Genomic DNA, 21,504 nt, shown 5'->3' with positions numbered 1-21,504 from the left:
CAAGGTGGAGGAACGATTTATGAATCAGTATCCGGAAGCATATATCGAATATTTATTGCATTTTCATGCGGAGCGAGATTATTTTGAATGCCATGAGGTTATGGAAGAATTTTGGAAAGAGCATCCAGGGGATGAGCGCAGCAGAACGTATGTCGCTTTAATCCAAATAGCGGTCGGAATGTATCATATTCGGCGCGGGAATCGGTTGGGTGCTGTCAAAATGCTGCAAAGCGCCCAGCGTAATGCGCAGGCTGAACATGTGACTTCTTTGGGGCTTGATCCTGACGTGCTGGGCCAGTTAATTGGGCATACTTGGGCTCAAATTGAGGTGGATGGCTATTTGTATCAAGATATCAATTTGCCGATCGTAGATGCGGACCTAATTGCTTTGTGCCAGTCCGAATGCGAGCGAAGAGGGTTGATTTGGCATGCACCAAGCCGAATGGCCGATATTGAACTCATCCATAAGCATACGCGAAGAGACCGGACAGAGGTCATTGAAGAACGAGTAAGACAACAGCAAATTCGTAAGGAAAAGGGTGGCGCCAAGTGAGCTCGGAGGGAAAAGTACTTGTCGTAGATGATGAGCCGAATATTGCGGAAGTGGTCAGACTGTATCTGGAACATTCCAATTATGAACCGATTCTGCTGCCGCGAGGTCAAGAGGTTCTTCGCACGATTATAGAAGAGAAACCAAATTTAGTGCTTCTGGACATCATGCTGCCAGATATTTCCGGTTATGAATTATGTGAAATGATTCGGAAAATGGAAGCTCCTTTTCATCAGACGCCGATTATTTTTCTAACGGCCAAAGGTGAGTCTATTGACAAGCTAAGGGGATTTAATTTAGGTGTCGACGATTATTTAGTTAAGCCATTCGATCCTAATGAACTTATTGCCCGGATTAAGGCCGTCTTGCGACGTACGGTTCAGGTACCAACGGATCTCTCCGCATCACAAAGTTCGTCTCGCAAAATTTTGGAAATCGGAAATATTGTCATTGATTTGGACCAGTACCGGGTAACCGTGGGAGGGAAACGAATTGATCTCACGCCGAAGGAAATTGAATTGCTGCATTTCCTGACCAGTCATCCGAGTCGTGTATTCACTCGTGAAGATCTGCTTGGTTACGTGTGGAATTTTGATTTTACCGGCGGTACGCGTACGGTTGATGCTCATGTGAAAAATTTGCGCAAAAAGCTTGGACAGCATGATACGTGGAACATTCAAACCTTGTGGGGGATTGGTTATTCGTTTGAGGTGGTCCAGCATGTTTAAGATTTGGCTAAAGGGAAAATATAACAGCCTTTATCTGAAAATCTTCTTGTCCTTTCTGGCAACCTGTGTGCTTTTCTTTGCGGGATTGTTTCTATTCTGGAACTATTATTTTACGGATTTGTTTTACAAGGATAAAGTTGAACTGCTGGAGAAGCGGGTTGTCGAGGTGACCCGGTTAATGAATTCGGTGCAAGACGGCACCATCTCTACGAGGGAATTGAAGTATACCGTACGCATTTTAGCGAGAAGCATTAATGGGCAGGTATGGCTCGTTGATGACAAAGGAAATATTCTGAACGGTTCCTCTGACAGTGAGGGACGCACGATACCTAAGCAGATGGATGCGCAGTTTATCGATGGTTTGCATGGCCACAGCGGTTATGGAATGGTGAACTTAACGGCGCCGGACGGAAGAATTATTAATTTGTTTACGTATCACGCGCCTTATCAATTAAACGAGCAGCCCATGGTCTTCATTCTGCATTTCCCTGCTGGGGACATTAGTGAAGCTATTTCTGCTGTACGGGTTAACATTCTTGTTCCGCTGTTGTTCTCTCTTCTGGCTGTGGGGTTCATTCTCTATATTATTTCGCGAAAACTCGCGGGCCCGCTTCAGCAAATGAATCGTGCAGCGCTTGAACTGGCGCATGGCGACTTTACGACCCGTGTCCCCGTCACTTCACACGATGAAGTCGGCCAGCTTGCTACGAGCTTCAACTTCATGGTGGAGCAGCTCGAAGAATGGGAGGGTACTCGGCAGGAGTTTCTGACGAATGTGTCACATGAGCTGCGCTCACCGCTTACAACACTGCGTGGTTTCATCCTGGCCATGAATGATAAGATTATTCCAGAAGAGAAATACTCGCATTACCTGCGCATCTGTGATCAAGAGGTTCAGCGCTTGCAGCGTCTCGTGACCGACTTATTAGACCTCGCACAGATTCAAAATGGTGTCGATGTGTTTCGACTTAGACCTGTCATCATGATCGAAGCATTGGAAGAATCGTTGGAATTATTGAAGGCACCGATCGCTGTTAATGAGATAGCGCTGCATCTTATTTTACCTAATCCGGATCATGAGCCTGCTCAAGTTCCTCTAGATCCTGATCGATTTGCACAAATCGTACATAATTTAATTTATAACGCTTTAAAATTCACGCCAAAGGGCGGGACATTAACTGTGGCGCTCGAAGAGGCTGAGCACGAAGTCCATCTGTTCATTCGAGATACAGGAACAGGGATGACGGATGCAGAGTTAGCACGTATTTGGGATCGTTTCTATAAGGCGGATGAAGCAAGAACATCCAGCTCTGACGTGCCAACAGGGACGGGGCTTGGACTCACAATTGTGAAGCATTTGGTCACTGGCATGCATGGCACTATCCAAGCACGCAGCCGATTAGGCGAAGGCACCGAATTTCGTGTTACATTTCCTCGGATTTCGTAGAGTTTCACAAATATTTTACAACTAAAACAAACTTCTTTCATGTTTGAAGCTTATCCTGATCCTATTGGACAGGATTTTTTGTCTTGGAGGTGTATGTTAGATGAAGTACACTTGGAAAGCAGCAATAGGTGTGACGCTTTTCTCCTTCCTGTTAGGTGGCTGTCAGACACATATGCCTGAACTTTCCAGAGCGCAGGCCGTGGTCGCTTCGCCCCCACAAACCGAGCAAACTCTCCCCGAGGAAAGCCCCACAGAGGATGTCCAAAATGTAAAGGAGATGCAGCTGGTCATGTTCTCTCAAGAATTGCTTCGTATGGACCGGCATGCGAATTTGTCGATAACGGCTAAGCAAGCAGAGACGATACTTCCTTTCGTTCGCAAAAGCATAGATGAAGGAAGTATGAACGAATCCGAACGCAAGCTGGTGCTTGACGGTTTGACTGTAGAGCAAATTGCTTATCTTGAGGAACAATCCAAGGAAGAAAAGGCACGATTAGCTGAGCGCACGGGTAATCAAGGGGAGGAGCTTTCCTCAGAGGAACGAGAGAAGCGAGTTAGAGCTTTTATGCAAAAAAGAAAGACCGATCGACAGACAGAGTCAGGCTTCATTGACCGTGAACATGGAGAAAACCAGTTTGATCCTAGAAGCATGGGGATCAGCGTTGAGCAGCAGTTAATGGAATTACTCATGTCCAAACTCTAAGGAGGAAGTTACTTCATGAAATGGTATCGCAGTAAGTGGTTTATAGTATCAATCGCGGTAATCATCTGCGCAGGTGGCACTTATGCTTATTTAACTAAAGGGAAGAAAAGCAAAGCAGCAGATGTGAAAGAAGTTACTTATGAAGTCAAAAAGGGTAATATCCGTTCTTCCGTATCAGGAACAGCGCAGTTCGAACCTAAAGATACACAAACGATCTCCATTCCGGTTGAATCGAACATTAAATCCATTAATCTGAAACGGAACCAAGCAGTGAAAGCTGGGGATGTTCTTCTGGAATTGACGAGTACGAGCCTGGAAAGTGATTTGCAGGATGCGCAGCTGACCTATGAGCAAACACAGAAGGACTTGAATTCTCTCATGGAGCAGCAAGGATTAATGTCCGTTAAATCGCCGGTTTCCGGGAAGCTCACGTATGCAACGAACCTGGAATTAGGAGCTACGATTAATAAATCGACCAAAATTGCAACAATCTCTGATGTGAGCAATTTGACTGTGACGCTGCCATTCTTTGTGGAAGACGCTGCACAACTGCACAAAGGGGATCCGGTCGATATTACGATAGATGGCTATATGATTACGAAAACGGGGACGATTCAAAGCATCTCGAAAGATCCTAGATCGGATGGGAAAGGCGGGAAAGTAGTCGATATTGATATTGCTGTTCCCAATGACAATTCGATGGATGCAGGTACGAACGTACTAGGCAGTGTGACAATCGGTGGACGTGCGGTTGATTCGCAAGCGAAAGCGGCCCTTCAATATTTGAAAGTCACAACTGTACTGGCAGGGACAACGGGTACGGTGTCTACAATGCCTCTGAAAACAGGTAATATGGTTCGCCAAGGAGATACACTCGCAACTTTCGCGAATGATACGATTGGCGATGATATTCTTACCAAACAGTCTGCACTTGATCGTGCCAAGTTGAAAGTGGATTCAGCGCAAGACAAAGTTAATGGACTTAAAGTATTAGCGCCATTTGATGGTGTGTTCTCAACAGACTTTGTTAACAAACGCAATGATATTCTTAGTCTTTTACAAGTTGGAACCAAGGTTAGCAGTGGTATGCAGCTAGGGGCCGTTGCCAGCATTGCCAAAATGCAGCTTCCGGTGCAGGTGGATGAGTTAGATTTGCCTAATATTAAGCTTGGAATGAAGGCTGAAATCAAGGTCGATTCTTACCCAGGCCGCATATTCCCTGCTGAAGTTACGCAAATTTCTACGGTAGGTACGACGACCAACGGGGTGACGGCCTATGATGTTGTGTTGGCTGCGGATAACAAAGATAATGTGTTGAAATATGGCATGACGGCTACAGGTGAAATTCTAATTCAAGACAAGAAAGATGCGATTTACATACCACCTGAGGCGTTGCAATTGCAAAAAGGCAAGCGTATTGTCACATTGAAAAAAGCAGATGGAACGGTAGAAGCCGAGCATGAAGTAAAAATCGGTATTCGTTCGAAAACGCAAATTGAAATCACCGAAGGCCTAAGTGAAGGGGATAAAGTTGTTCTTCCTAATGCTGTGAAAAGACAACAGAACCTTAGCCAGGATGAAATTAATCGCTTAAGACAGCAGTTCCAACAAAACGGCGGCGCAGGTGGTGCTGGCGGATTTGGCGGCGGCGGAGCAGGTGGATTCCAAGGCGGCGGTGGTGGCGGCGCAGGTGGCGCTGTTCGGACTAACGGCGGTGGTGGTGGCGGTGGCGGTAACAGATAATACTGCCGGGAAAGGAGTTATTGCGGTATGAATATCATTGAGCTAAAAGATATTGTCAAGACCTATAAACGCGGTTTAGAAGATCTACCAATTCTGCGCAGCATATCCCTTGCTGTAGAAGAAGGCGACTTCGTAGCGATCATCGGGCCCAGCGGATCCGGTAAATCGACGCTTATGAATACGATTGGGCTCTTGGATGTTCCGACGTCGGGCAGCTATATTCTAGACGGCGTCGTAACCGAACGCATGAGTGATAATGAGCTCGCTGCCCTTCGCAATCAGAAGATCGGCTTTATTTTTCAGCAATTTAATCTATTGCCCCGTTTATCTGCGATGGAAAATGTGGAGCTGCCGATGATTTATGCCGGTATTCCGAGAAAAGAACGGCGCGAGCGGGCCCACGAAATGCTCAAAATGCTCGGAATGGGCGAGCGTGGTCACCATAAGCCAAGCGAACTATCCGGTGGTCAGCAACAACGTGTGGCGATCGCTAGGGCCCTTGCCATTTCTCCATCTCTCATTTTGGCGGATGAACCGACAGGAGCACTCGATTCCCGAACAGGGGAAGAAGTTCTGGAGTTAATTCTACAATTGAATGCACAAGGAAATACGATTGTTCTAATTACGCATGATCATCATATTGCCGATAATGCGAAACGCGTCGTTGCCCTCCGTGACGGCGTCATCATTGATGATTACCGGAATAACGCTGACAAAAGCGATGTAAAGCAAGAGGTGAGCGTATGAAGGTAAATGAACTGCTCAGAATGTCGCTGCAGACGATTGTCTCCAGTCCGCTGCGTACTTTTCTGACGATGCTGGGGGTTATTATCGGAGTTAGCTCTGTTGTAACCCTAGTGTCAATTGGGCAAGGAACTTCGGAACAAATCGCCAAGCAGTATGAAAATATGGGGACGAATCTTCTCGTTGTTACAGCAACAGGTAACGGTCGCGCCACGCAGCTGGATTATAATGAACTGATGAATTTTGAGAATTTCGAGGAATTCAAATCCATTGCGCCGACAATGACGAAAAATGGTTCCAATATTAAATATGATCGCACGCAAGAGAAGTACAACGTGATAGGAACCAACGATCGATACATGGATATCATTAAAGCGAAAGTCGATAAGGGTCGTAACCTATCACCAACGGATCTGGAGTTTCGTTCTAATGTGGCGATTCTGGGGAGCGAAGTGGCGAAGACATTTTTTGGTACTTTGGATCCAGTGGGTGAGGAGATTAACATTGACGGCGCTGTTTTTAGTGTCATCGGGACTCTCCAAGCGAAAGGTTCTAACATCGGAGGGGCTTCGGTTGACAGCTCTATCATTGTGCCTCTGGAATCAGCAAGACGTGTGTTTAAGCTGGGGCAGATTCGTACGACTTACGTAGAGGCACCAACCAAGGAAGATATCTACACGGCTCAAGAAACGATGAAGCAATACTTAACTTATAAATTCAAAAGTGATACGGGCTTTGTGCTAACGAATCAGGATGAGCTGCTCAAGGCACGGACTGAAGCAACGAACACACTTACGAATCAATTAGTAGCTGTTGCCCTTATTTCCTTGCTCGTTGGCGGTATCGGGATTATGAACATTATGTTGGTGACGGTCAGTGAGCGTACGCGAGAAATCGGGATTCGTAAATCCATTGGTGCCAAAAGGCGCAATATTTTGCTCCAATTTCTAGTCGAAGCTGTCGTCATCAGTGGACTTGGCGGACTTATCGGACTAGGGTTAGGGGTCGGAATATCCTACGCACTGCCATATTTCAGCCCGAAACAAACGACAAGCCTTTCCTTTGATATTAGTATGTATGCCTTTTTATTTTCCGTCTTGGTCGGGGTTATCTTCGGTTTGTATCCGGCCAACAAAGCTTCCAAACTGCGTCCGATTGACGCCTTACGATCTGATTGATGAACTTAGAGGAGGACTACCTGTGAAGCAACATCTTAAAATGAAACGCTTGCTCAGCCGCTCAGCACTGATGCTAACGGCAGCAAGCTTCCTGACACTACCTCTGGCCACATCGGCTTTCGCTGGAAAAGAAGGCGTGTTTCTGAACGATTCCGTCTACTTTACATTAGACAAGGTTACCTTGTCATCAGGAGCGGAGGACGGATCGCTTCGTTTCTCCCTTGGGCTGAACAACAACGGCACCACACCTGTGGATTTTAACAACTACGGCGTCAAAGTGATGGATACGAACGGGGTATCCTATACGGCCAAACTGAGTGAGAAAGTAAACGCTCGTGTGCAAGCAGGGGAAATCGGTACTTTCAAATTCAGTTCTGAGTTACCCGCGAATCTGACACCTGGTCAGCTTAAAGTGGATATCTTCGAATGGAACTACAATACGATGCATGATGTTGGGGCTTTATCCGTGGAAGCCGCCATGGGTGAAGCGGGACAATCCGTTATCCAGCAAGCCGCCATCAATCTTCAGGAGGTAGACACTACCTTTGCGGATGATGCGGTAGTGACAGCTCAGCTTGGCAACAGCTACAAAGTTTACAAAGATGGGGCATGGTTGGTTTATACAGACTTAACGTTGGAAAATTTAAGCAACACGACGATTAAGCTGCCAGAGGCGCTTGAACTTAATTTGCAAGATGCCAAAGGCTTGACTTACGGTTCTCAGTTTATCTCGGGTTCTGGTCAAACGTTGTTGCCGCAACAGCCTGTTAAAACAACGATTCAAACGGCGGTACCGGCTTCTCTAGAGGCAAGCGGGTTATCATTGCTTTTCTCACCGAAAGGCCAAGTGAAAACGACGGTGCTCGGATCATTAAATGTAGCGAAATCCTTCGTGGTTGGTAAAATCGGCGACGATACCCAATATCCGGACACAGATTTAGAGGGGCTGCATATCACGACATCATGGGCCGCGTCTAGCAAACAATCGGATGGACTGCATTTGCAAGCCAATGTCACGCTGACGAACAAAAGTGATGGCATCGTAACGATTCCAAACTTGACGGGTTCGTTTCAAGCGCTTCGCAGCAGTGTGGCAGTTACGTCCACGGATAATGCGGTTCGCACATCCTACTTATCGCCAAATGAAACGACTACTTTCCGCTTCTCCGGTATTTTGCCTGCCGGTCTGAACTCAGATGCCTTGCAGCTGGTAGTTTCGGAGAAAAAGGGTGCAGCGAATAGTAACACGCAATCTAACGCAGGAAATGGTACAGATACGGGTACTGGTTCCAATTCTGCTGATACAGGAAACACCAGTAGTACGGGCAATTCTAACAATACAGCTAATAGCAAAACAGCATCGCTGCCTGTTTCGATCACGACACTCGCGGGTGCTGGACAAGGCGGTGAGGTTTCCTCCTATACCTCGGCTGAAAATTACACCATAGGTACGCCGTTTAAGCTTACATCGAATAATCTCTTTGACTCAAATATTGATGTATCGCTCGTAGAAATTGGAATGAGCGAGAATACGGACTTTGGCTTCAAAACCGTCGTAGCCAAATATAAACTGACGAATAAGGGAACGACATCGCTTAATCTACCAGATTTCCAAACGGATCTGACCAATGCAGAAGGCTACACGTATTCGGGTGCTCGTCAGTCTACCGTTGCGAAGTCCATTGCACCTAACACCAGCTATGTGTTGAACTACTCCTACATGGTGCCAGGCAGTGAAACAGCTGATAAGTTAGCTCTTAACTTATACGATTCGAATCGCTTAGCAATTGGCTCTTACAAAACAGCAGTTCAGCCAGTTCCAGAAACAGGGGATATCTCTATGTATCCGTTTAGTATTGCTATCAAGGACTACTCGGTAAGTGCTACGTATAGTAAAGATGCATCTTACGCGTATCGTTTGCGTTTGGATTTAGGTGTGAAACGTCAAGAGCAAGTAATCACAGACACTAACTTCTCATCCCTTGTGTTCGAAGTTGTCGATTCCGAAGATCGTCTGCTTAGCACGAAGGCAATGAGCTTCACAGGTCAGGACAAAATTATGTCCGGCATTCAATTTATTGATTTCGGTTCGATTAAATCTGAGCAACTAAACGATGATGTTAAAATTAACGTTTACGAGGTTGTTACTACACCGAATGGTGACGCTAAACGTTTGGTGAAGACGTTGATTATGTAAGGTTATAGAAGGTGCTCATCCCTTGGGGATGGGCATTTTTTTTTGTGTTATGATCTTGCGTCGGCGCGGTCGCAGTGGGAACTACAGAGCGCTATTTCGCTGAAAAGCTCGTATTCCACGAAATAGCGAACTCCAGTTCCTTTAAGAATAACCTTAGCAAGCGGGATTCCCGCTAGGTTTCATGAAATTTGTTTTTAAGGTGGCGTTGGCTGTATGGTAATAAGTTTGAGGGCAGATGGAGTACGATCCGAGTTCAAATGGATGAAATTGGCGTGAAAATATTGACATTATTTCGCATGCGTCTGCTGCTTGATTCAGAATTTTCAACTAGCTGCGTGGGAAGCGGGGGTTGGCGTTGTTTGGAAAACGAATCCGTTTATTCACAGTCCGAATTTCCGTGAGGCGGTAGGCGTTAAGCCAGGAGAGAAAATTGTTGGTTTGCTGCATATCGGTTACCCGGAGCAAGTACCAGCCGTTCGGCCGCACACAGATGCTAGAGAGAAACTGATTATTTAAGAATCGGTATAGACAGAAGCTGTGATCCCCTAAACTCAAAAAGAGGTTCTCCCTCAGTCATTGGATGACTTTGTGGGAGAACCTCTTTGATGTGCTATTCGGCAGCTTGATAGCCGTCTTTGATCAAATCTAATTTTCCAGTCTGCGGATCAATAATCAGACCGTGTACAGGCAAGTCTTTGGGAAGCAGGGGATGATTGCGAATGATATTTACGCTTTTCTCGATCCCTTCTCGAACATGATCAAAGCCCGTTAACCAGCCGGACAAGTCAATGCCGGAATGGCCAAGCGTTTCAATAACATCGTCGGAAATACCGCGTTTCTTGGCACTTGAGATCACTTTGTCAGAATTTAGCCCAGTCATCCCGCAGTCATAATGGCCAATAACGAACACTTCATCTGCATCGAGCTCATAGACAGCTACAATGATACTGCGCATAATACTGCCGAATGGATGGGAGACAATGGCGCCGGCATTTTTGATGATTTTGGCATCACCGTTGTGCAAATTCATCGCTTTAGGCAATAGTTCGACTAAACGCGTATCCATACAGGTTAGAACGACCATCTTTTTGTCCGGAAACTTCGTAGTCAAAAATTCTTTGTACTCCTCTTTTGCGACAAATTCTTCATTGTAATTCAAAATTTCTTGAATCAAAGACATGGTTTCTCCTCCAGGTAAGTTAATGTGCTGCGTATCTATGGTTCATGCAGCTTTATCTTTTGTCGACTAAGCTCATACCCGCATTGTAAATCTGATTATTACTCTTCAGTATATAGGATTTATTTCCTTCGGAAAAGTCGATTTTCATAAGATCTTCATAGAAAATTTCATCCTTGCTGTTATAAATCAGCTTAAGAGCATTCGTTTCAGCCGTTAAATCCGTGTTGCTTTCTTCAGAAACTAGCCAGAGCGTAGGTACACCGTTAACGGAACAGCCGCATCCTTCTGTATCAAAAGCAAGCTTCAACAGGGCTTCACCTTGGCCCATATATGGGGTTAATCGCTCAATGGCTGATTCAGTAAACATAATTTTCATAGATGTCATCTCCTTAGAATGTTGTTATTATCATGGATCTATCTAACATGAAGAATAATAGCTTGTCATTATTTTACCACAAGTTTAATAAATTTGATTCTGTGGAAGGGACGAAGTATGATGAAAATAGAAACTTATGGGAGGAGATTTGAAGCATGAGTGTGCAAATAGCCACAGCCAAGCTGGAATCATTCAAGGCCTATGTTCGCAAAATGAAGCAGTACGAGGAGGCCATCGCCTTAATATATTGGGATATGCGGACTGGCGCTCCGAAAAAAGGGATAGGAACACGCTCTGAAGTTGTCGGAGAACTCTCCACGGAAGTATTCCGCATGTCCACATCGGATGAAATGGGCGAATATCTGGCATTTTTCACGCAGCCTGCTGAGCTTGAGCAGCTGGATACCATTTCGAGAAAGATGGTCGAAGAATGTAAGAAAGAATATGATCGCTCCAAAAAGATACCTGCTGAGAAGTATCAAGCTTATGTCGTGCTGACATCTCAAGCTGAATCCGCTTGGGAAGATGCCAAGCATAATTCCGACTGGGCTTCGTTCCAGCCTTATTTGGAGAAGATTGTGGCGACAACCCAAGAGTTTATTGAGTTATGGGGATATGAAGGCCACAAGTATAATACGCTCCTCGATATGTACGAACCGGGCATGACGGTTGAGAAGCTAGACGAGGTATTCGGGACTTTGCGCGAGAAAGCAGTTCCGCTGCTGCAGCGTATCCAAGCTTCGCCGAATCAGCCGGATCGTTCTTTCCTTGATCAACAATTCGAGATTAGCAAGCAGAAACAGTTTTCGCTGTCGATTTTGAAACAAATGCAATACGACTTCGAAGCGGGTCGTTTGGACGAGACGGTGCACCCGTTCGCGACGGCGCTGAATCCAGGGGATGTGCGGATTACGACGCGCTACTTGCCTAACGACATTACTTCCGCCTTATTCGGAACCATCCATGAAGGCGGACATGCGCTGTATGAGCAAAACATTTCCGACGATTTGGTAGGCACTAACCTGTGCACCGGAACTTCCATGGGGATTCACGAGTCACAGTCCCGTTTCTGGGAAAATGTGATCGGCCGAAGTAAAGCTTTCTGGGATAGATACTATGGTGAGCTTCAAACGACGTTCTCTCCGCAGATTGACCAAGTTGATGTCGATACGTTTTATAAGGCGATTAATCACATTGAACCGTCGCTTATCCGCATTGAAGCCGATGAACTGACGTACAACTTACATATCATGATTCGTTATGAGTTGGAAAAAGGGCTGTTTAACGGAACCATCGCTGTGGCGGATCTGCCTGCGGCCTGGAATGCCAAATATGAAGAATATTTGGGTGTAACACCACCGAATGACGGTGAGGGTGTCCTGCAAGACGTGCACTGGTCAGGCGGAGCGTTCGGTTACTTCCCATCTTACGCGCTCGGCAACATGTATGCAGCGCAGTTTACACAAACATTACGCCAAGAGCTGCCTGCTTTCGATAGTTTGATAGCAGAAGGTAATCTGGCACCTATTAAGGAATGGCTGACAGAGAAAGTGTATAAACATGGCAAACTACTGACGCCGAATGAAATTATTCGCGAAGTAACGGGAGAAGAGTTGAATCCAGAGTACCTAGTTCAATATTTGGAAGAAAAGTATAAGTCGGTATACGGCATATAATAGCATGAGAGCAGCATCCTTTGGCAGTAGCAACTGTCTAAGGGTGCTGTTTTTTTTGCGCTGCAAACGGTTTAGTGCAAAGTTGGCGTTAACCGTCTTCTGGGCTCCTGCATAGGATAGATTACTACTTTAGCGGAGGGACGTCTTATGAAGATTCGGAAAAAATGGGGAGTTGCTTTATCCGTGGTCTTGCTGCTCAGCAGCATCATTTCGGCATGCGGAACGAAAAGCACGGAAGTAACAAAGGTTCGCATTGGTGAGGTAACGCGATCTTTATTCTACGCACCACAGTATGTGGCGCTGTCACAAGGCTTTTTCAAGGATGAAGGCCTTGATGTAGAGCTTACGACAACACCTGGCGGTGACAAAACCATGACGGCGCTCCTTTCGGGTGCCATCGATGTGGCGCTGGTTGGTTCGGAAACGTCCATCTATGTGTCGCAGCAAGGTTCAGATGATCCTGTTATTAATTTTGCTCAATTAACGCAAACGGACGGGACTTTCCTGGTAGCTCGCAAGAAAGTGGATCCATTTGATTGGAATTCACTTAAAGGGTCAATTTTTCTCGGCCAAAGAAAAGGCGGAATGCCACAAATGGCTGGGGAGTTCACACTCAAGAAGCACAATATTGACCCGCAGAAAGATCTTCAGCTGATTCAAAACATTGATTTTGCCAATATCGCTTCGGCTTACTCATCGGGAACAGGGGAATACGTACAGTTGTTTGAACCGCAAGCCTCGATCGTGGAAAAAGAAGGAAAAGGATATGTGCTTGCTTCCTTTGGCGTCGAGAGCGGTCACCTGCCATACACCGTATTCATGACCAAACAAAGCTTCATGAAGCAAAACCCGGAAACCGTCCAAAAGTTTACGAATGCAATTCAACGCGCTCAGCTATGGGTTGCAGCGAAAAGCGTAGATGAAATCACGAATGCGGTTCTGCCTTATTTTAAAGATATCGATGTAGAGATTGTGAAAAGCGTTGTTAAACGGTATAAAGACCAAGGTTCATTTGCTACAGATGGCATCGTCGATGAGCAGGAATGGAATAATTTGCTCGATGTAATGACTTCCGCTGGTGAGTTGAAGGAAAAAGTAGCTTGGAAAACGCTGGTCAACAATACGTACGCTGAGAAAGCCAAATCAACCGTAAAACCATAAGATGCACGAAGGAAGGCAATGAACAGCGAGAGGGGAGTACGAACATGGATTCAGCTGTGACGGTTAATCATGTAACACAAGTCTACGTGACCGAAGAGAGGGCGACGCTTGCTGTGCAGGGGATCGATTTTGCCATAGCGCGCGGCGAATTTGTAAGTCTCATCGGTCCGAGCGGCTGCGGGAAGACGACTCTCTTGTCGATCATTGCCGGCCTTATTCGGCCGACAGCAGGCACGGTGACCGTCGCTGGGAACCCCGTGAACGGTCCATCGACAAGGGTTGGCTATATGCTGCAGCAAGATTACCTATTCCCATGGCGGACTATTGAAGCTAATGCCTGCATGGGACTAGAGATTGCCGGTCTTTTGACCAAAGAGAAGAAACAAGGTGTGCTTCACTTGCTGGAGGAGATGGGGCTGTACAGCTTTAAGGATTATTATCCTTCACAGCTTTCCGGGGGCATGCGCCAGCGGGTTGCTCTGGTTCGCACATTAGCTACCGAGCCTGAGCTGCTGCTGCTAGATGAACCCTTCTCTGCACTGGATTACCAAACGAAGCTTCAGTTGGAAGATTTGGTGGTGGAAACGCTGCAAGCTAAGAAGAAAACAGCGCTCCTTGTAACACATGACATTTCTGAGGCTATTGCTATGAGCGACCGCATTATTGTGTTAGATCCTAACCCGGGGCGGATGCGGCAAGAATTCCATATTCCGGAAGAGATTCGCACGTCAGTGCCTTTTGAAGCAAGGGAATTGCCAGGGTTCCATGCACTCTTTCGATTGATTTGGCAGGAGTTTGGAGGGCATGAAGCATGAGCGAGAATCAACGCCAATCGGCTAAACATATAGCAAGAGAAGATTCACTAACCAAAAAGGTTCATGAAGAGTTTACTCGAGCTAAGAAGAAGGAAACGAAGCAAGTAAGGCTTGTTCAACTCATCATTTTACTTGTGTTTTTTGCTCTATGGGAAGTGGCGGGTCGGTTAAAATGGATTGATGTGCTCCTTTTCAGTTTTCCAACGAAAGTATTTAAGCTGCTGTGGGATAAACTGCTTGACGGGAGCCTGCTTCCTCATGTGGGTGTTACAGTTGTGGAGACAATCATAGGTTTTGTGCTGGGGACATTATTTGGCACGGCACTTGCTGTCATAATTTGGTGGTCTCCGTTTCTTTCCAGGGTGCTTGATCCTTATATTGTTGTTTTAAACAGTATGCCGAAGGTTGCGCTAGGTCCGCTGTTTATTGTAGGACTGGGACCTGGACTGCTGTCCATCATCGCCACTACCCTTTCGATTACGGTCATTATTACTACACTTGTCGTTTATGGCAGCTTCAAAGAGGTAGATCAGAATTACGTGAAAGTCGTGTCCTTATTCGGGGGGACGAAGAGGAAAGTGTTCCAGAAAGTTATTTTACCCGCTTCTTTCCCAGCCATTGTTTCGACGCTGAAAGTGAATGTAGGGTTAGCATGGATCGGTGTCATTGTAGGGGAGTTTCTAGTCTCCCAAATGGGGCTTGGGTATTTAATCATATATGGTTTTCAAGTCTTCAACTTTACATTGGTTATCTCGACGTTGTTCGTTATTGCGATTGTTGCGACATTCATGTACCAGATCGTATCCAATTTAGAAAAAAGATTGACCAAACATCGGTAAGACTTGCCACTTTGTAATCAAAATGAAATAATGAGCCCATAGTACAACCAACTAAGAGGTGAAACGCTATGGGCTTTCGTGTACTCAAAACAGCCATTGCGGTCGGCATAGCGATGTATCTTGCTCATGTATTTGGGATCAAAACGCCTGCCGCCGCAGGGCTACTAGCTATTCTCGGCATCGAAGTAACCAAGAAAAAAGGCATACAAAGCGCGTTTCACCGCATAGCTTCATCTATGCTCGCACTTCTGATGGGGACTTTGTTATTCAGGTTCCTCGGTTTTCATGTTTGGGTAGTCGTGCTTTTCATTCTGCTGGTGTTCCCGGTGATGCATCGCTTGCGGATTACAGAAGGAGCAGTGACTGGGGCCGTTGTGTTGCTTCATCTTTATGCCTATCAAGATGCTGGTTGGGCAGCCGTATGGAATGAAATGGTGGTGCTCCTGATTGGGTTAGGCGTAGCGACACTCATCAATATTGCTTATATGCCCAAGGCGGATAAAGCAATGGCAGCGCAGAAAAAAAGAGTAGAGGACTTATTTTCAGTTATTTTTCTCAATATGGCCAAGCATCTGCGCGATAATTCCATCGTTTGGGATGGGAAGGAACTTCTGGAGGTCAGTGAACAAATTGATCTAGGTGCTGCGCTGGCCAAACGCTCGTTAGATAATACGCTTCTCTTCGGAGGAGAACCCTACTGGCGGGTTTATTTCTATATGAGGGGTGAACAGCTGGAATCGGTTAATCGGATGCTCGTTCTAGTCGCCCAGGTGTATCAAGCTTTACCGCAGGGGGAACTACTCGCAAAGATCCTTGAAGATATTAGCCAATCTGTGAAGGAAGACTATTATACAGGCGAAGCGGAGAAAGAATTGCAAGAGCTGGATGCGCGATATAAAATGATGGGTCTGCCGGAAAGCCGCGAAGAATTCGAGGTTCGATCCGCGATTTTACAGCTAAACAGAGAGCTGAAGATGTATTTATCGATTGCCAAAAAGCAAAAAAAACACCGCGCGGGGGCGGGTTGACTCTAACAGATATCCATATTTTCAAACAGTAAAAATAATATAAAATAATTGTCACTCTAGACTACTGTCCTGCATACACTTGTAATGAATGATTGTATGGAGGAGGTTGAAAGGATGTCATTAGATAAAGATTTGCAAAGCAGAGAGATCATTACCAAAGCTGTCTGCGGTAAAGGTCGCAAATTTTCACATGTAAGTCATACCGTGACTCCGCCCTTTTCTCCGACCAGTATATTGGGCGCTTGGATTATTAATAATCAATTCGAGTCGATCCAATCTGGAGAGGGCGTAGAGGTAGTTGGTACTTATGATATCAACATCTGGTATTCTTACGATCGCAACACGAAAACAGACGTAGCAAAAGAAACCGTTTCTTATGTAGAAGTCGTTGGACTAAGCTATCTGGACAAAAAACATAAGCCAACGACAGCTGAAGTATCCGCTGTCGCAACGCAAGAGCCAAACTGTGTGGAAGCCAGTATTGCTACAAGCGGCGACAGCGTAGTGATTCGGGTAGAGCGCGAGTTCCAAGTCGAGCTCATTGCCGAAACGAAAGTGTTTGTCATTGTGAGCCCGTATGGTCCGGGAGATTTCGACGACAAACATGTGGACTTCGATGAGAGTGGCGACGGAGATTTCGAGGATCTCGATGCCGAACTTCTTGAGGATGAATTAGATTAATGAACCCTATACGCCAGTGTATGCTGGCGTTACAGGTTCGGCAGAGGGCATATGCCCTCTTTTTTGTTTTATAGCCATATTTGGGCATAACGAAAAGGGGCAATTCGAATGGAATCATTTTTGCTGCACGCACAGGAGAAAGAAGCACTGGAGCTGGCTGATCTTATTCAAATTCCGAGCGGTACGAAACTTCCGGATCATTGGGAGGGACGGATCATTATTCACTGGGGAGCCGCTCATGATGAATGGCCTCAGAAACAAGCGCTGCAGCCTATTAGGGCGATTCTGAGAGCCAAATCAAGCACAAAGCGCGATGACCAGCTAGTATTGCATGGGCTCAAGACCTTAGCATCTCTGAAGAAACGTGGTTTGCTGAAGGATGCCCCGGTGACTTTCACCCACAAATATAAGGTGGCTGTCTTTCATCTGCAAACGCTCATTGTCTATGAGAAGAATGAAACACTGCTGCTGTCTGAGAAAACGCTGTTTAACCAACGGCAAGCAAACGCAAGCTCCGCTTACATAGAAGTCCTGCCGGATCGAGCGACCTTTCATGTGCGCAGGGCAAGCCGTGAGGCGGTAAAAGCCATATATGCGCTAGGATTAGATTATGGCATGGTCACCATCGGTGTTCTGCCCACTGGTCATACCGTCGTACTGGATGTGGATCCCGTACCGAAGCTTAACGGCAAGCTGACGCAGTTATTTGCGCAGGCCATCGATCGATATGAGCTTGCACTCTCGAAGGAATTGCAGCGCAAGGAGCGGGTCATGCTTGGAACCGATCCCGAGTTCCTGCTGCTGGACCCGCAAGGCCAAGTCGTCTTCGCCGATCGCTTCCTGACGCGGAAGGGCGAAGTCGGCTGCGATGCCATCGTGCTCAGCGGGCATCGCCTGATCCTGCCGCTGGCGGAGCTGCGCCCGCAGCCAAGTAGAGACCCGCGTGAACTGGCGAGGAACCTGCTGTCTGCGATGCAGCTCGCCGCGCGGGTCATCCCTGACGAGAGCCTGGCGTGGCTCTCGGGCGGCATGCCGGTGGGAGGTTTCCCCCTCGGCGGACATATCCACTTCAGCCGCTGCTGGCTGAATGGTCAGCTTCTGCGCGCGCTCGATAACTACCTCGCGCTGCCTTTGATCTTGATCGAAGGCGACACGACGGGTCAGCGTCGCCCTAGATATGGCTTTCTCGGCGACTTCCGGAAGAAGTCGCACGGAGGCTTCGAGTACCGCACTCTGCCGAGCTGGATGCATTCACCTTTAATCACGCGCGGGGTTTTCGCGCTTGCCGTGCTCATCGCGGATAACTACTGGCTGCTTACAAGGCAGCCGCTGCAGGATGTGGATATTCAAGCGGCTTACTATAGCGGAGATAAACAGCGGCTCTATGGTGTGGTTGCCAGGCTTTGGCAGGATCTTGAGCAGCTGAAGGGGTACGAGGTGCATGCAGCCGTTCTTGACCGGTTCCGCGTGCGAATTTTGTCCATGAAATCTTGGAATGAGAGAGAAGATTTTCGCAAAGCTTGGAAAATTGCTCCGTACAACCGTAAAGAAGCAATTGAAGAAGGAATCATGTTATAATAGATTATCTATACGGAGATGGAAGATTGGCTGACGCTAGAGGCTCGTAGATCTGTGTACGCTCTGTCCAACAGGCAGGCTGTGCGCGGCGAGTGGGGCCTTTAGCGGTTACTGCTTTTTATATGTTGAATATCTATGAAAATGAACAATAGTAGTTTCATAGTGATGTTGTTAACGAATAAAGTGATTGGTTGGAGGAACGCAAGGTGGCCCAATATACGCCAATGATTCAGCAATACTTGGCCGTGAAGGCGCAAGTACCGGACGCTTTTTTATTTTTTCGTCTGGGGGATTTTTATGAAATGTTTTTTGAAGATGCCATCAATGCTTCCCGTGAGCTGGAAATAACCTTAACCGGAAGAGAGGGCGGCGCAGAAGAGAAAATTCCGATGTGCGGAGTGCCCCATCACGCGGCTGAGAATTATATGTCTCGTTTAATCGAGAAAGGATACAAAGTTGCGATTTGCGAGCAGGTCGAAGATCCGTCAGAGGCCAAAGGTGTTGTCCGCCGTGAAATTGTAAGGATTGTGACGCCTGGTACGGTCATGGACAGCAAGTTATTGGGTGAATCCAGCAATAACTACATAGTTTCACTCGTGAGCCGTGAAGAAGGTTATGCCTTTACGGCATGCGATATTTCAACAGGCGAGTTGTATACGACGAAGCTGGCTCCTTCCTGGGAGCTCGTTGTTGACGAGCTAAACGTGTATAACCCCTCCGAGATTATTACGGATGCGGCATTGTTAACGACAATTCGCGAATCCGGTATTATATGGGGACGAAGCACGGTATTAACCGAGTGGACGCAGGCGGACGAGAAGCTTCTCGATGAGCATTTTGCTGAAGATACTGCGCTTCCTGGTTTATCATCACTTAATCGTAATGGCGTGTCTTTACTGCTGGCCTATTTGAAAGAAACGCAGAAACGCGCACTTACTCACGTGAAGCATATTAGGGTCTATGAGCCTGATCAATTCATGACGATGGATCCATTTACGCGTAGAAACCTTGAACTCGTAGAAACGGTACGTGAACGTGCGAAAAAGGGCTCCTTGCTCTGGCTGCTCGACAAAACCGTAACGGCAATGGGCGCGCGGATGCTGCGCCGCTGGATCGAGAAGCCGCTCATGAGCGTCTCACGCATTGAAGAACGTTTGGAAGCAGTTGATCTGCTTTATAATCAGCTAATTGTACGGGATGACGTGAAACAAGCCTTGAAGGAAGTCTACGATTTGGAGCGTCTCGTAGCGCGCATCTCGTATGGCAACGCGAATGCCCGAGACATGGTCGCATTGAAGCACTCCCTTCAGCAGGTGCCTTTGCTTCAGGAAGTTTGCGCACAATCCGGTTCGGCTACACTGCGTAAGCTGGTTGAGAATATGGATGTTTGCGATGACGTTATGTCGTGGATAGCTAACGCGATTGTAGACGAGCCTCCGGTATCCATTCGGGATGGCGGCATGATCCGTGAAGGCTACCAGCCGTATCTGGATCAACTGCGTGAAGCGAGCACGAACGGGAAGCAGTGGATTGCGGAGCTGGAGCGTCAGGAGCGCGAAGCGACGGGCATTAAGTCGCTCAAAATCGGCTACAACAAAGTGTTCGGTTACTTTATTGAGGTGACCAAAGCGAATATGTCGGCGCTTCAAGAAGGCCGCTATGAACGCAAACAAACGCTGGCGAATGCAGAGCGCTACGTCACGCCAGAGCTGAAAGAGAAAGAAGCGCTCATTCTCGAAGCGCAGGATAAAATGATTGATCTGGAGTATGAGCTGTTCACGGAGCTGCGCGACCGGATTTCCCAGCATATCTCCAGATTGCAGAAGCTGGCGGAAGTGATCGCGACCGCTGACGTCTACCAATCGCTGGCCGCTGTCAGCGCGGCGCAGCATTTCCGCAAGCCGGAGATCGGCGAAGGCTTCGATCTCCATATTGAAGAAGGCCGCCACCCCGTGGTGGAGGCGGTTATTCAAGACGGCTCGTTCATCGCGAACGATACGCGCCTAGAAGGAGAGCAGGGCCGCATTCTGCTCATTACCGGGCCGAACATGGCCGGTAAGAGTACGTACATGCGGCAAGTCGCCGTGATCTGCCTGATGGCGCAGATTGGCTGTTTCGTTCCTGCCAGATCCGCGCGCATCCCGGTCACGGACCGGATCTTCACGAGGATCGGCGCGGCGGATGACTTGATCGGCGGACAGAGCACGTTCATGGTCGAGATGATGGACATCCAAGTGATGACGGAGAAAGCGACAAGCAAAAGTCTCGTCATCATTGATGAACTCGGACGCGGCACCTCTACAGGAGAAGGCATGGCGATTGCGCAAGCCGTTATCGAGTTCTTGCACGACCGTATCGGCTGCAAGACGCTTGTATCGACCCACTTCCATGAGCTTGCGCACCTGGAAGAGAGCCTTCGCCACCTGCGGAACCATTGCATGGCGGTCAAGGAAAGCGGCAGGCAGGTGACCTTCCTGCGCAAGCTCATTCCTGGGGCAGCAAGTACGAGTTACGGCATCTATTGTGCCGAAATTGCCGGGCTGCCGGATACGATCATTCAGCGCTCCTATGAGCTGCTGAATGGCTTTGAAGAGCGAGCGGCGGGCTCTGCCCAGGTCGCCGCAGCGGCTGTGCCGGTCGCGGCCGCTACTCCTGCGGCCGCTCCGATTCAGCAGCTGTCCCTCTTCGAGGAGGACAGCACGGCGGCTGTGTCCGGCAAGAAGAAGCCGGACGCCAAGTCTCAGCTGGTGCTTGACCAGCTGAAGGGAATTGACTTAATTAATATGACGCCTCTGCAGGCGCTCAATTTAGTATACGAATGGAAACAAAAACTGCAATAAGACGGATGGTAGGCCTCTAATTATTTCATAAACCGAAGGA

At 47.4% G+C, this 21,504-nt stretch carries 19 protein-coding genes; 17 read left to right on the top strand and 2 right to left on the bottom strand.

What is annotated here, in order from left to right; translation table 11 throughout:
* The first annotated feature begins 19 nt into the window (after positions 1-19).
* From GQF01_RS35445 to GQF01_RS35405, 9 genes are all read left to right on the top strand, one after another.
* Positions 20-553: a DUF309 domain-containing protein gene (locus tag GQF01_RS35445; protein WP_161412013.1), complete on the top strand. Its 534-nt coding sequence runs from the start codon at positions 20-22 to the stop codon at positions 551-553.
* Positions 550-1,278: a response regulator transcription factor gene (locus GQF01_RS37010; protein ID WP_161412012.1), complete on the top strand. Its 729-nt coding sequence runs from the start codon at positions 550-552 to the stop codon at positions 1,276-1,278. Before GQF01_RS35445 ends, GQF01_RS37010 begins: the two co-directional genes overlap by 4 nt.
* On the top strand, positions 1,271-2,725 hold the full coding sequence (locus GQF01_RS35435) for a sensor histidine kinase (RefSeq protein WP_161412011.1): 1,455 nt from the start codon (positions 1,271-1,273) through the stop codon (positions 2,723-2,725). The genes GQF01_RS37010 and GQF01_RS35435 overlap by 8 nt, the downstream gene beginning before the upstream one ends.
* Positions 2,726-2,825: 100 nt before the next feature.
* Positions 2,826-3,428 carry a hypothetical protein gene (locus GQF01_RS35430; protein WP_161412010.1) on the top strand — a complete coding sequence of 201 codons (603 nt, stop codon included), beginning with the start codon at positions 2,826-2,828 and terminating at the stop codon, positions 3,426-3,428.
* 15 nt (positions 3,429-3,443) lie between these two features.
* On the top strand, positions 3,444-5,171 hold the full coding sequence (locus tag GQF01_RS35425) for an efflux RND transporter periplasmic adaptor subunit (RefSeq protein WP_161412009.1): 1,728 nt from the start codon (positions 3,444-3,446) through the stop codon (positions 5,169-5,171).
* 27 nt (positions 5,172-5,198) lie between these two features.
* Entirely contained in the window at positions 5,199-5,918 is a 720-nt protein-coding gene (locus GQF01_RS35420; protein WP_161412008.1) for an ABC transporter ATP-binding protein, read from the top strand.
* The gene (locus tag GQF01_RS35415) at positions 5,915-7,093 is read left to right on the top strand and encodes an ABC transporter permease (RefSeq protein WP_145655164.1); all 1,179 of its coding nucleotides are present in this window, start codon (positions 5,915-5,917) and stop codon (positions 7,091-7,093) included. The genes GQF01_RS35420 and GQF01_RS35415 overlap by 4 nt, the downstream gene beginning before the upstream one ends.
* Positions 7,094-7,115: 22 nt before the next feature.
* Positions 7,116-9,290 (top strand): hypothetical protein, encoded by a 2,175-nt coding sequence (locus tag GQF01_RS35410; protein WP_161412007.1) that lies wholly within the window; start codon positions 7,116-7,118, stop codon positions 9,288-9,290.
* Between the two features lie 309 nt (positions 9,291-9,599).
* Positions 9,600-9,806, top strand: a complete 207-nt coding sequence (locus GQF01_RS35405) for a nitroreductase family protein (protein WP_161412006.1) — start codon at positions 9,600-9,602, stop codon at positions 9,804-9,806.
* A 94-nt stretch (positions 9,807-9,900) separates the two neighbouring features.
* Here the strand turns inward: GQF01_RS35405 and GQF01_RS35400 are convergent, their stop codons facing one another.
* Together GQF01_RS35400 and GQF01_RS35395 are read right to left on the bottom strand one after the other, a co-directional pair.
* Positions 9,901-10,470 (bottom strand): beta-class carbonic anhydrase, encoded by a 570-nt coding sequence (locus tag GQF01_RS35400; protein WP_161412005.1) that lies wholly within the window; start codon positions 10,468-10,470, stop codon positions 9,901-9,903.
* 52 nt (positions 10,471-10,522) lie between these two features.
* Positions 10,523-10,846: an iron-sulfur cluster biosynthesis family protein gene (locus tag GQF01_RS35395; RefSeq protein WP_161412004.1), complete on the bottom strand. Its 324-nt coding sequence runs from the start codon at positions 10,844-10,846 to the stop codon at positions 10,523-10,525.
* 155 nt (positions 10,847-11,001) lie between these two features.
* Here GQF01_RS35395 and GQF01_RS35390 point away from each other — a divergent pair, with 155 nt between their 5' ends.
* The 8 genes from GQF01_RS35390 to mutS all read left to right on the top strand — a co-directional run bounded on the left by GQF01_RS35390 (position 11,002) and on the right by mutS (position 21,464).
* The gene (locus GQF01_RS35390) at positions 11,002-12,522 is read left to right on the top strand and encodes a carboxypeptidase M32 (RefSeq protein WP_161412003.1); all 1,521 of its coding nucleotides are present in this window, start codon (positions 11,002-11,004) and stop codon (positions 12,520-12,522) included.
* A gap of 147 nt (positions 12,523-12,669) precedes the next feature.
* Complete coding sequence (locus tag GQF01_RS35385) at positions 12,670-13,683, top strand: ABC transporter substrate-binding protein (protein ID WP_161412002.1); 1,014 nt, start codon at positions 12,670-12,672, stop codon at positions 13,681-13,683.
* A gap of 44 nt (positions 13,684-13,727) precedes the next feature.
* Positions 13,728-14,498 carry an ABC transporter ATP-binding protein gene (locus GQF01_RS35380; RefSeq protein WP_161412001.1) on the top strand — a complete coding sequence of 257 codons (771 nt, stop codon included), beginning with the start codon at positions 13,728-13,730 and terminating at the stop codon, positions 14,496-14,498.
* Entirely contained in the window at positions 14,495-15,337 is an 843-nt protein-coding gene (locus tag GQF01_RS35375) for an ABC transporter permease (protein ID WP_161412000.1), read from the top strand. Before GQF01_RS35380 ends, GQF01_RS35375 begins: the two co-directional genes overlap by 4 nt.
* Positions 15,338-15,405: 68 nt before the next feature.
* Positions 15,406-16,365: an aromatic acid exporter family protein gene (locus GQF01_RS35370; RefSeq protein ID WP_161411999.1), complete on the top strand. Its 960-nt coding sequence runs from the start codon at positions 15,406-15,408 to the stop codon at positions 16,363-16,365.
* Between the two features lie 114 nt (positions 16,366-16,479).
* On the top strand, positions 16,480-17,046 hold the full coding sequence (locus GQF01_RS35365) for an outer spore coat protein CotE (RefSeq protein WP_161411998.1): 567 nt from the start codon (positions 16,480-16,482) through the stop codon (positions 17,044-17,046).
* A 108-nt stretch (positions 17,047-17,154) separates the two neighbouring features.
* A complete protein-coding gene (locus GQF01_RS35360; RefSeq protein WP_161411997.1) occupies positions 17,155-18,624 on the top strand; it encodes a putative amidoligase domain-containing protein in 1,470 nt (489 codons plus the stop codon).
* 206 nt (positions 18,625-18,830) lie between these two features.
* Complete coding sequence (mutS, locus tag GQF01_RS35355; protein ID WP_161411996.1) at positions 18,831-21,464, top strand: DNA mismatch repair protein MutS; 2,634 nt, start codon at positions 18,831-18,833, stop codon at positions 21,462-21,464.
* The last annotated feature ends 40 nt before the right edge of the window (positions 21,465-21,504 follow it).

It is taken from the genome of Paenibacillus silvestris (genome assembly GCF_009882985.1).
In the GTDB taxonomy this organism is placed as follows: Bacteria; Bacillota; Bacilli; order Paenibacillales; family NBRC-103111; genus Paenibacillus_E; species Paenibacillus_E silvestris.
Note: the sequence above shows the minus strand (reverse complement) of the source record. Positions and strands in the feature narration are given on the sequence as shown.

Coding starts and splice junctions, on each gene's coding strand:
- GQF01_RS35445 (WP_161412013.1), top strand. CDS start 20: ATGAATCAGTATCCGGAAGCATATATCGAATATTTATTGCATTTTCAT.
- GQF01_RS35435 (WP_161412011.1), top strand. CDS start 1,271: ATGTTTAAGATTTGGCTAAAGGGAAAATATAACAGCCTTTATCTGAAA.
- GQF01_RS35430 (WP_161412010.1), top strand. CDS start 2,826: ATGAAGTACACTTGGAAAGCAGCAATAGGTGTGACGCTTTTCTCCTTC.
- GQF01_RS35425 (WP_161412009.1), top strand. CDS start 3,444: ATGAAATGGTATCGCAGTAAGTGGTTTATAGTATCAATCGCGGTAATC.
- GQF01_RS35420 (WP_161412008.1), top strand. CDS start 5,199: ATGAATATCATTGAGCTAAAAGATATTGTCAAGACCTATAAACGCGGT.
- GQF01_RS35415 (WP_145655164.1), top strand. CDS start 5,915: ATGAAGGTAAATGAACTGCTCAGAATGTCGCTGCAGACGATTGTCTCC.
- GQF01_RS35400 (WP_161412005.1), bottom strand. CDS start 10,470: ATGTCTTTGATTCAAGAAATTTTGAATTACAATGAAGAATTTGTCGCA.
- GQF01_RS35395 (WP_161412004.1), bottom strand. CDS start 10,846: ATGAAAATTATGTTTACTGAATCAGCCATTGAGCGATTAACCCCATAT.
- GQF01_RS35390 (WP_161412003.1), top strand. CDS start 11,002: ATGAGTGTGCAAATAGCCACAGCCAAGCTGGAATCATTCAAGGCCTAT.
- GQF01_RS35385 (WP_161412002.1), top strand. CDS start 12,670: ATGAAGATTCGGAAAAAATGGGGAGTTGCTTTATCCGTGGTCTTGCTG.
- GQF01_RS35380 (WP_161412001.1), top strand. CDS start 13,728: ATGGATTCAGCTGTGACGGTTAATCATGTAACACAAGTCTACGTGACC.
- GQF01_RS35375 (WP_161412000.1), top strand. CDS start 14,495: ATGAGCGAGAATCAACGCCAATCGGCTAAACATATAGCAAGAGAAGAT.
- GQF01_RS35370 (WP_161411999.1), top strand. CDS start 15,406: ATGGGCTTTCGTGTACTCAAAACAGCCATTGCGGTCGGCATAGCGATG.
- GQF01_RS35365 (WP_161411998.1), top strand. CDS start 16,480: ATGTCATTAGATAAAGATTTGCAAAGCAGAGAGATCATTACCAAAGCT.
- GQF01_RS35360 (WP_161411997.1), top strand. CDS start 17,155: ATGGAATCATTTTTGCTGCACGCACAGGAGAAAGAAGCACTGGAGCTG.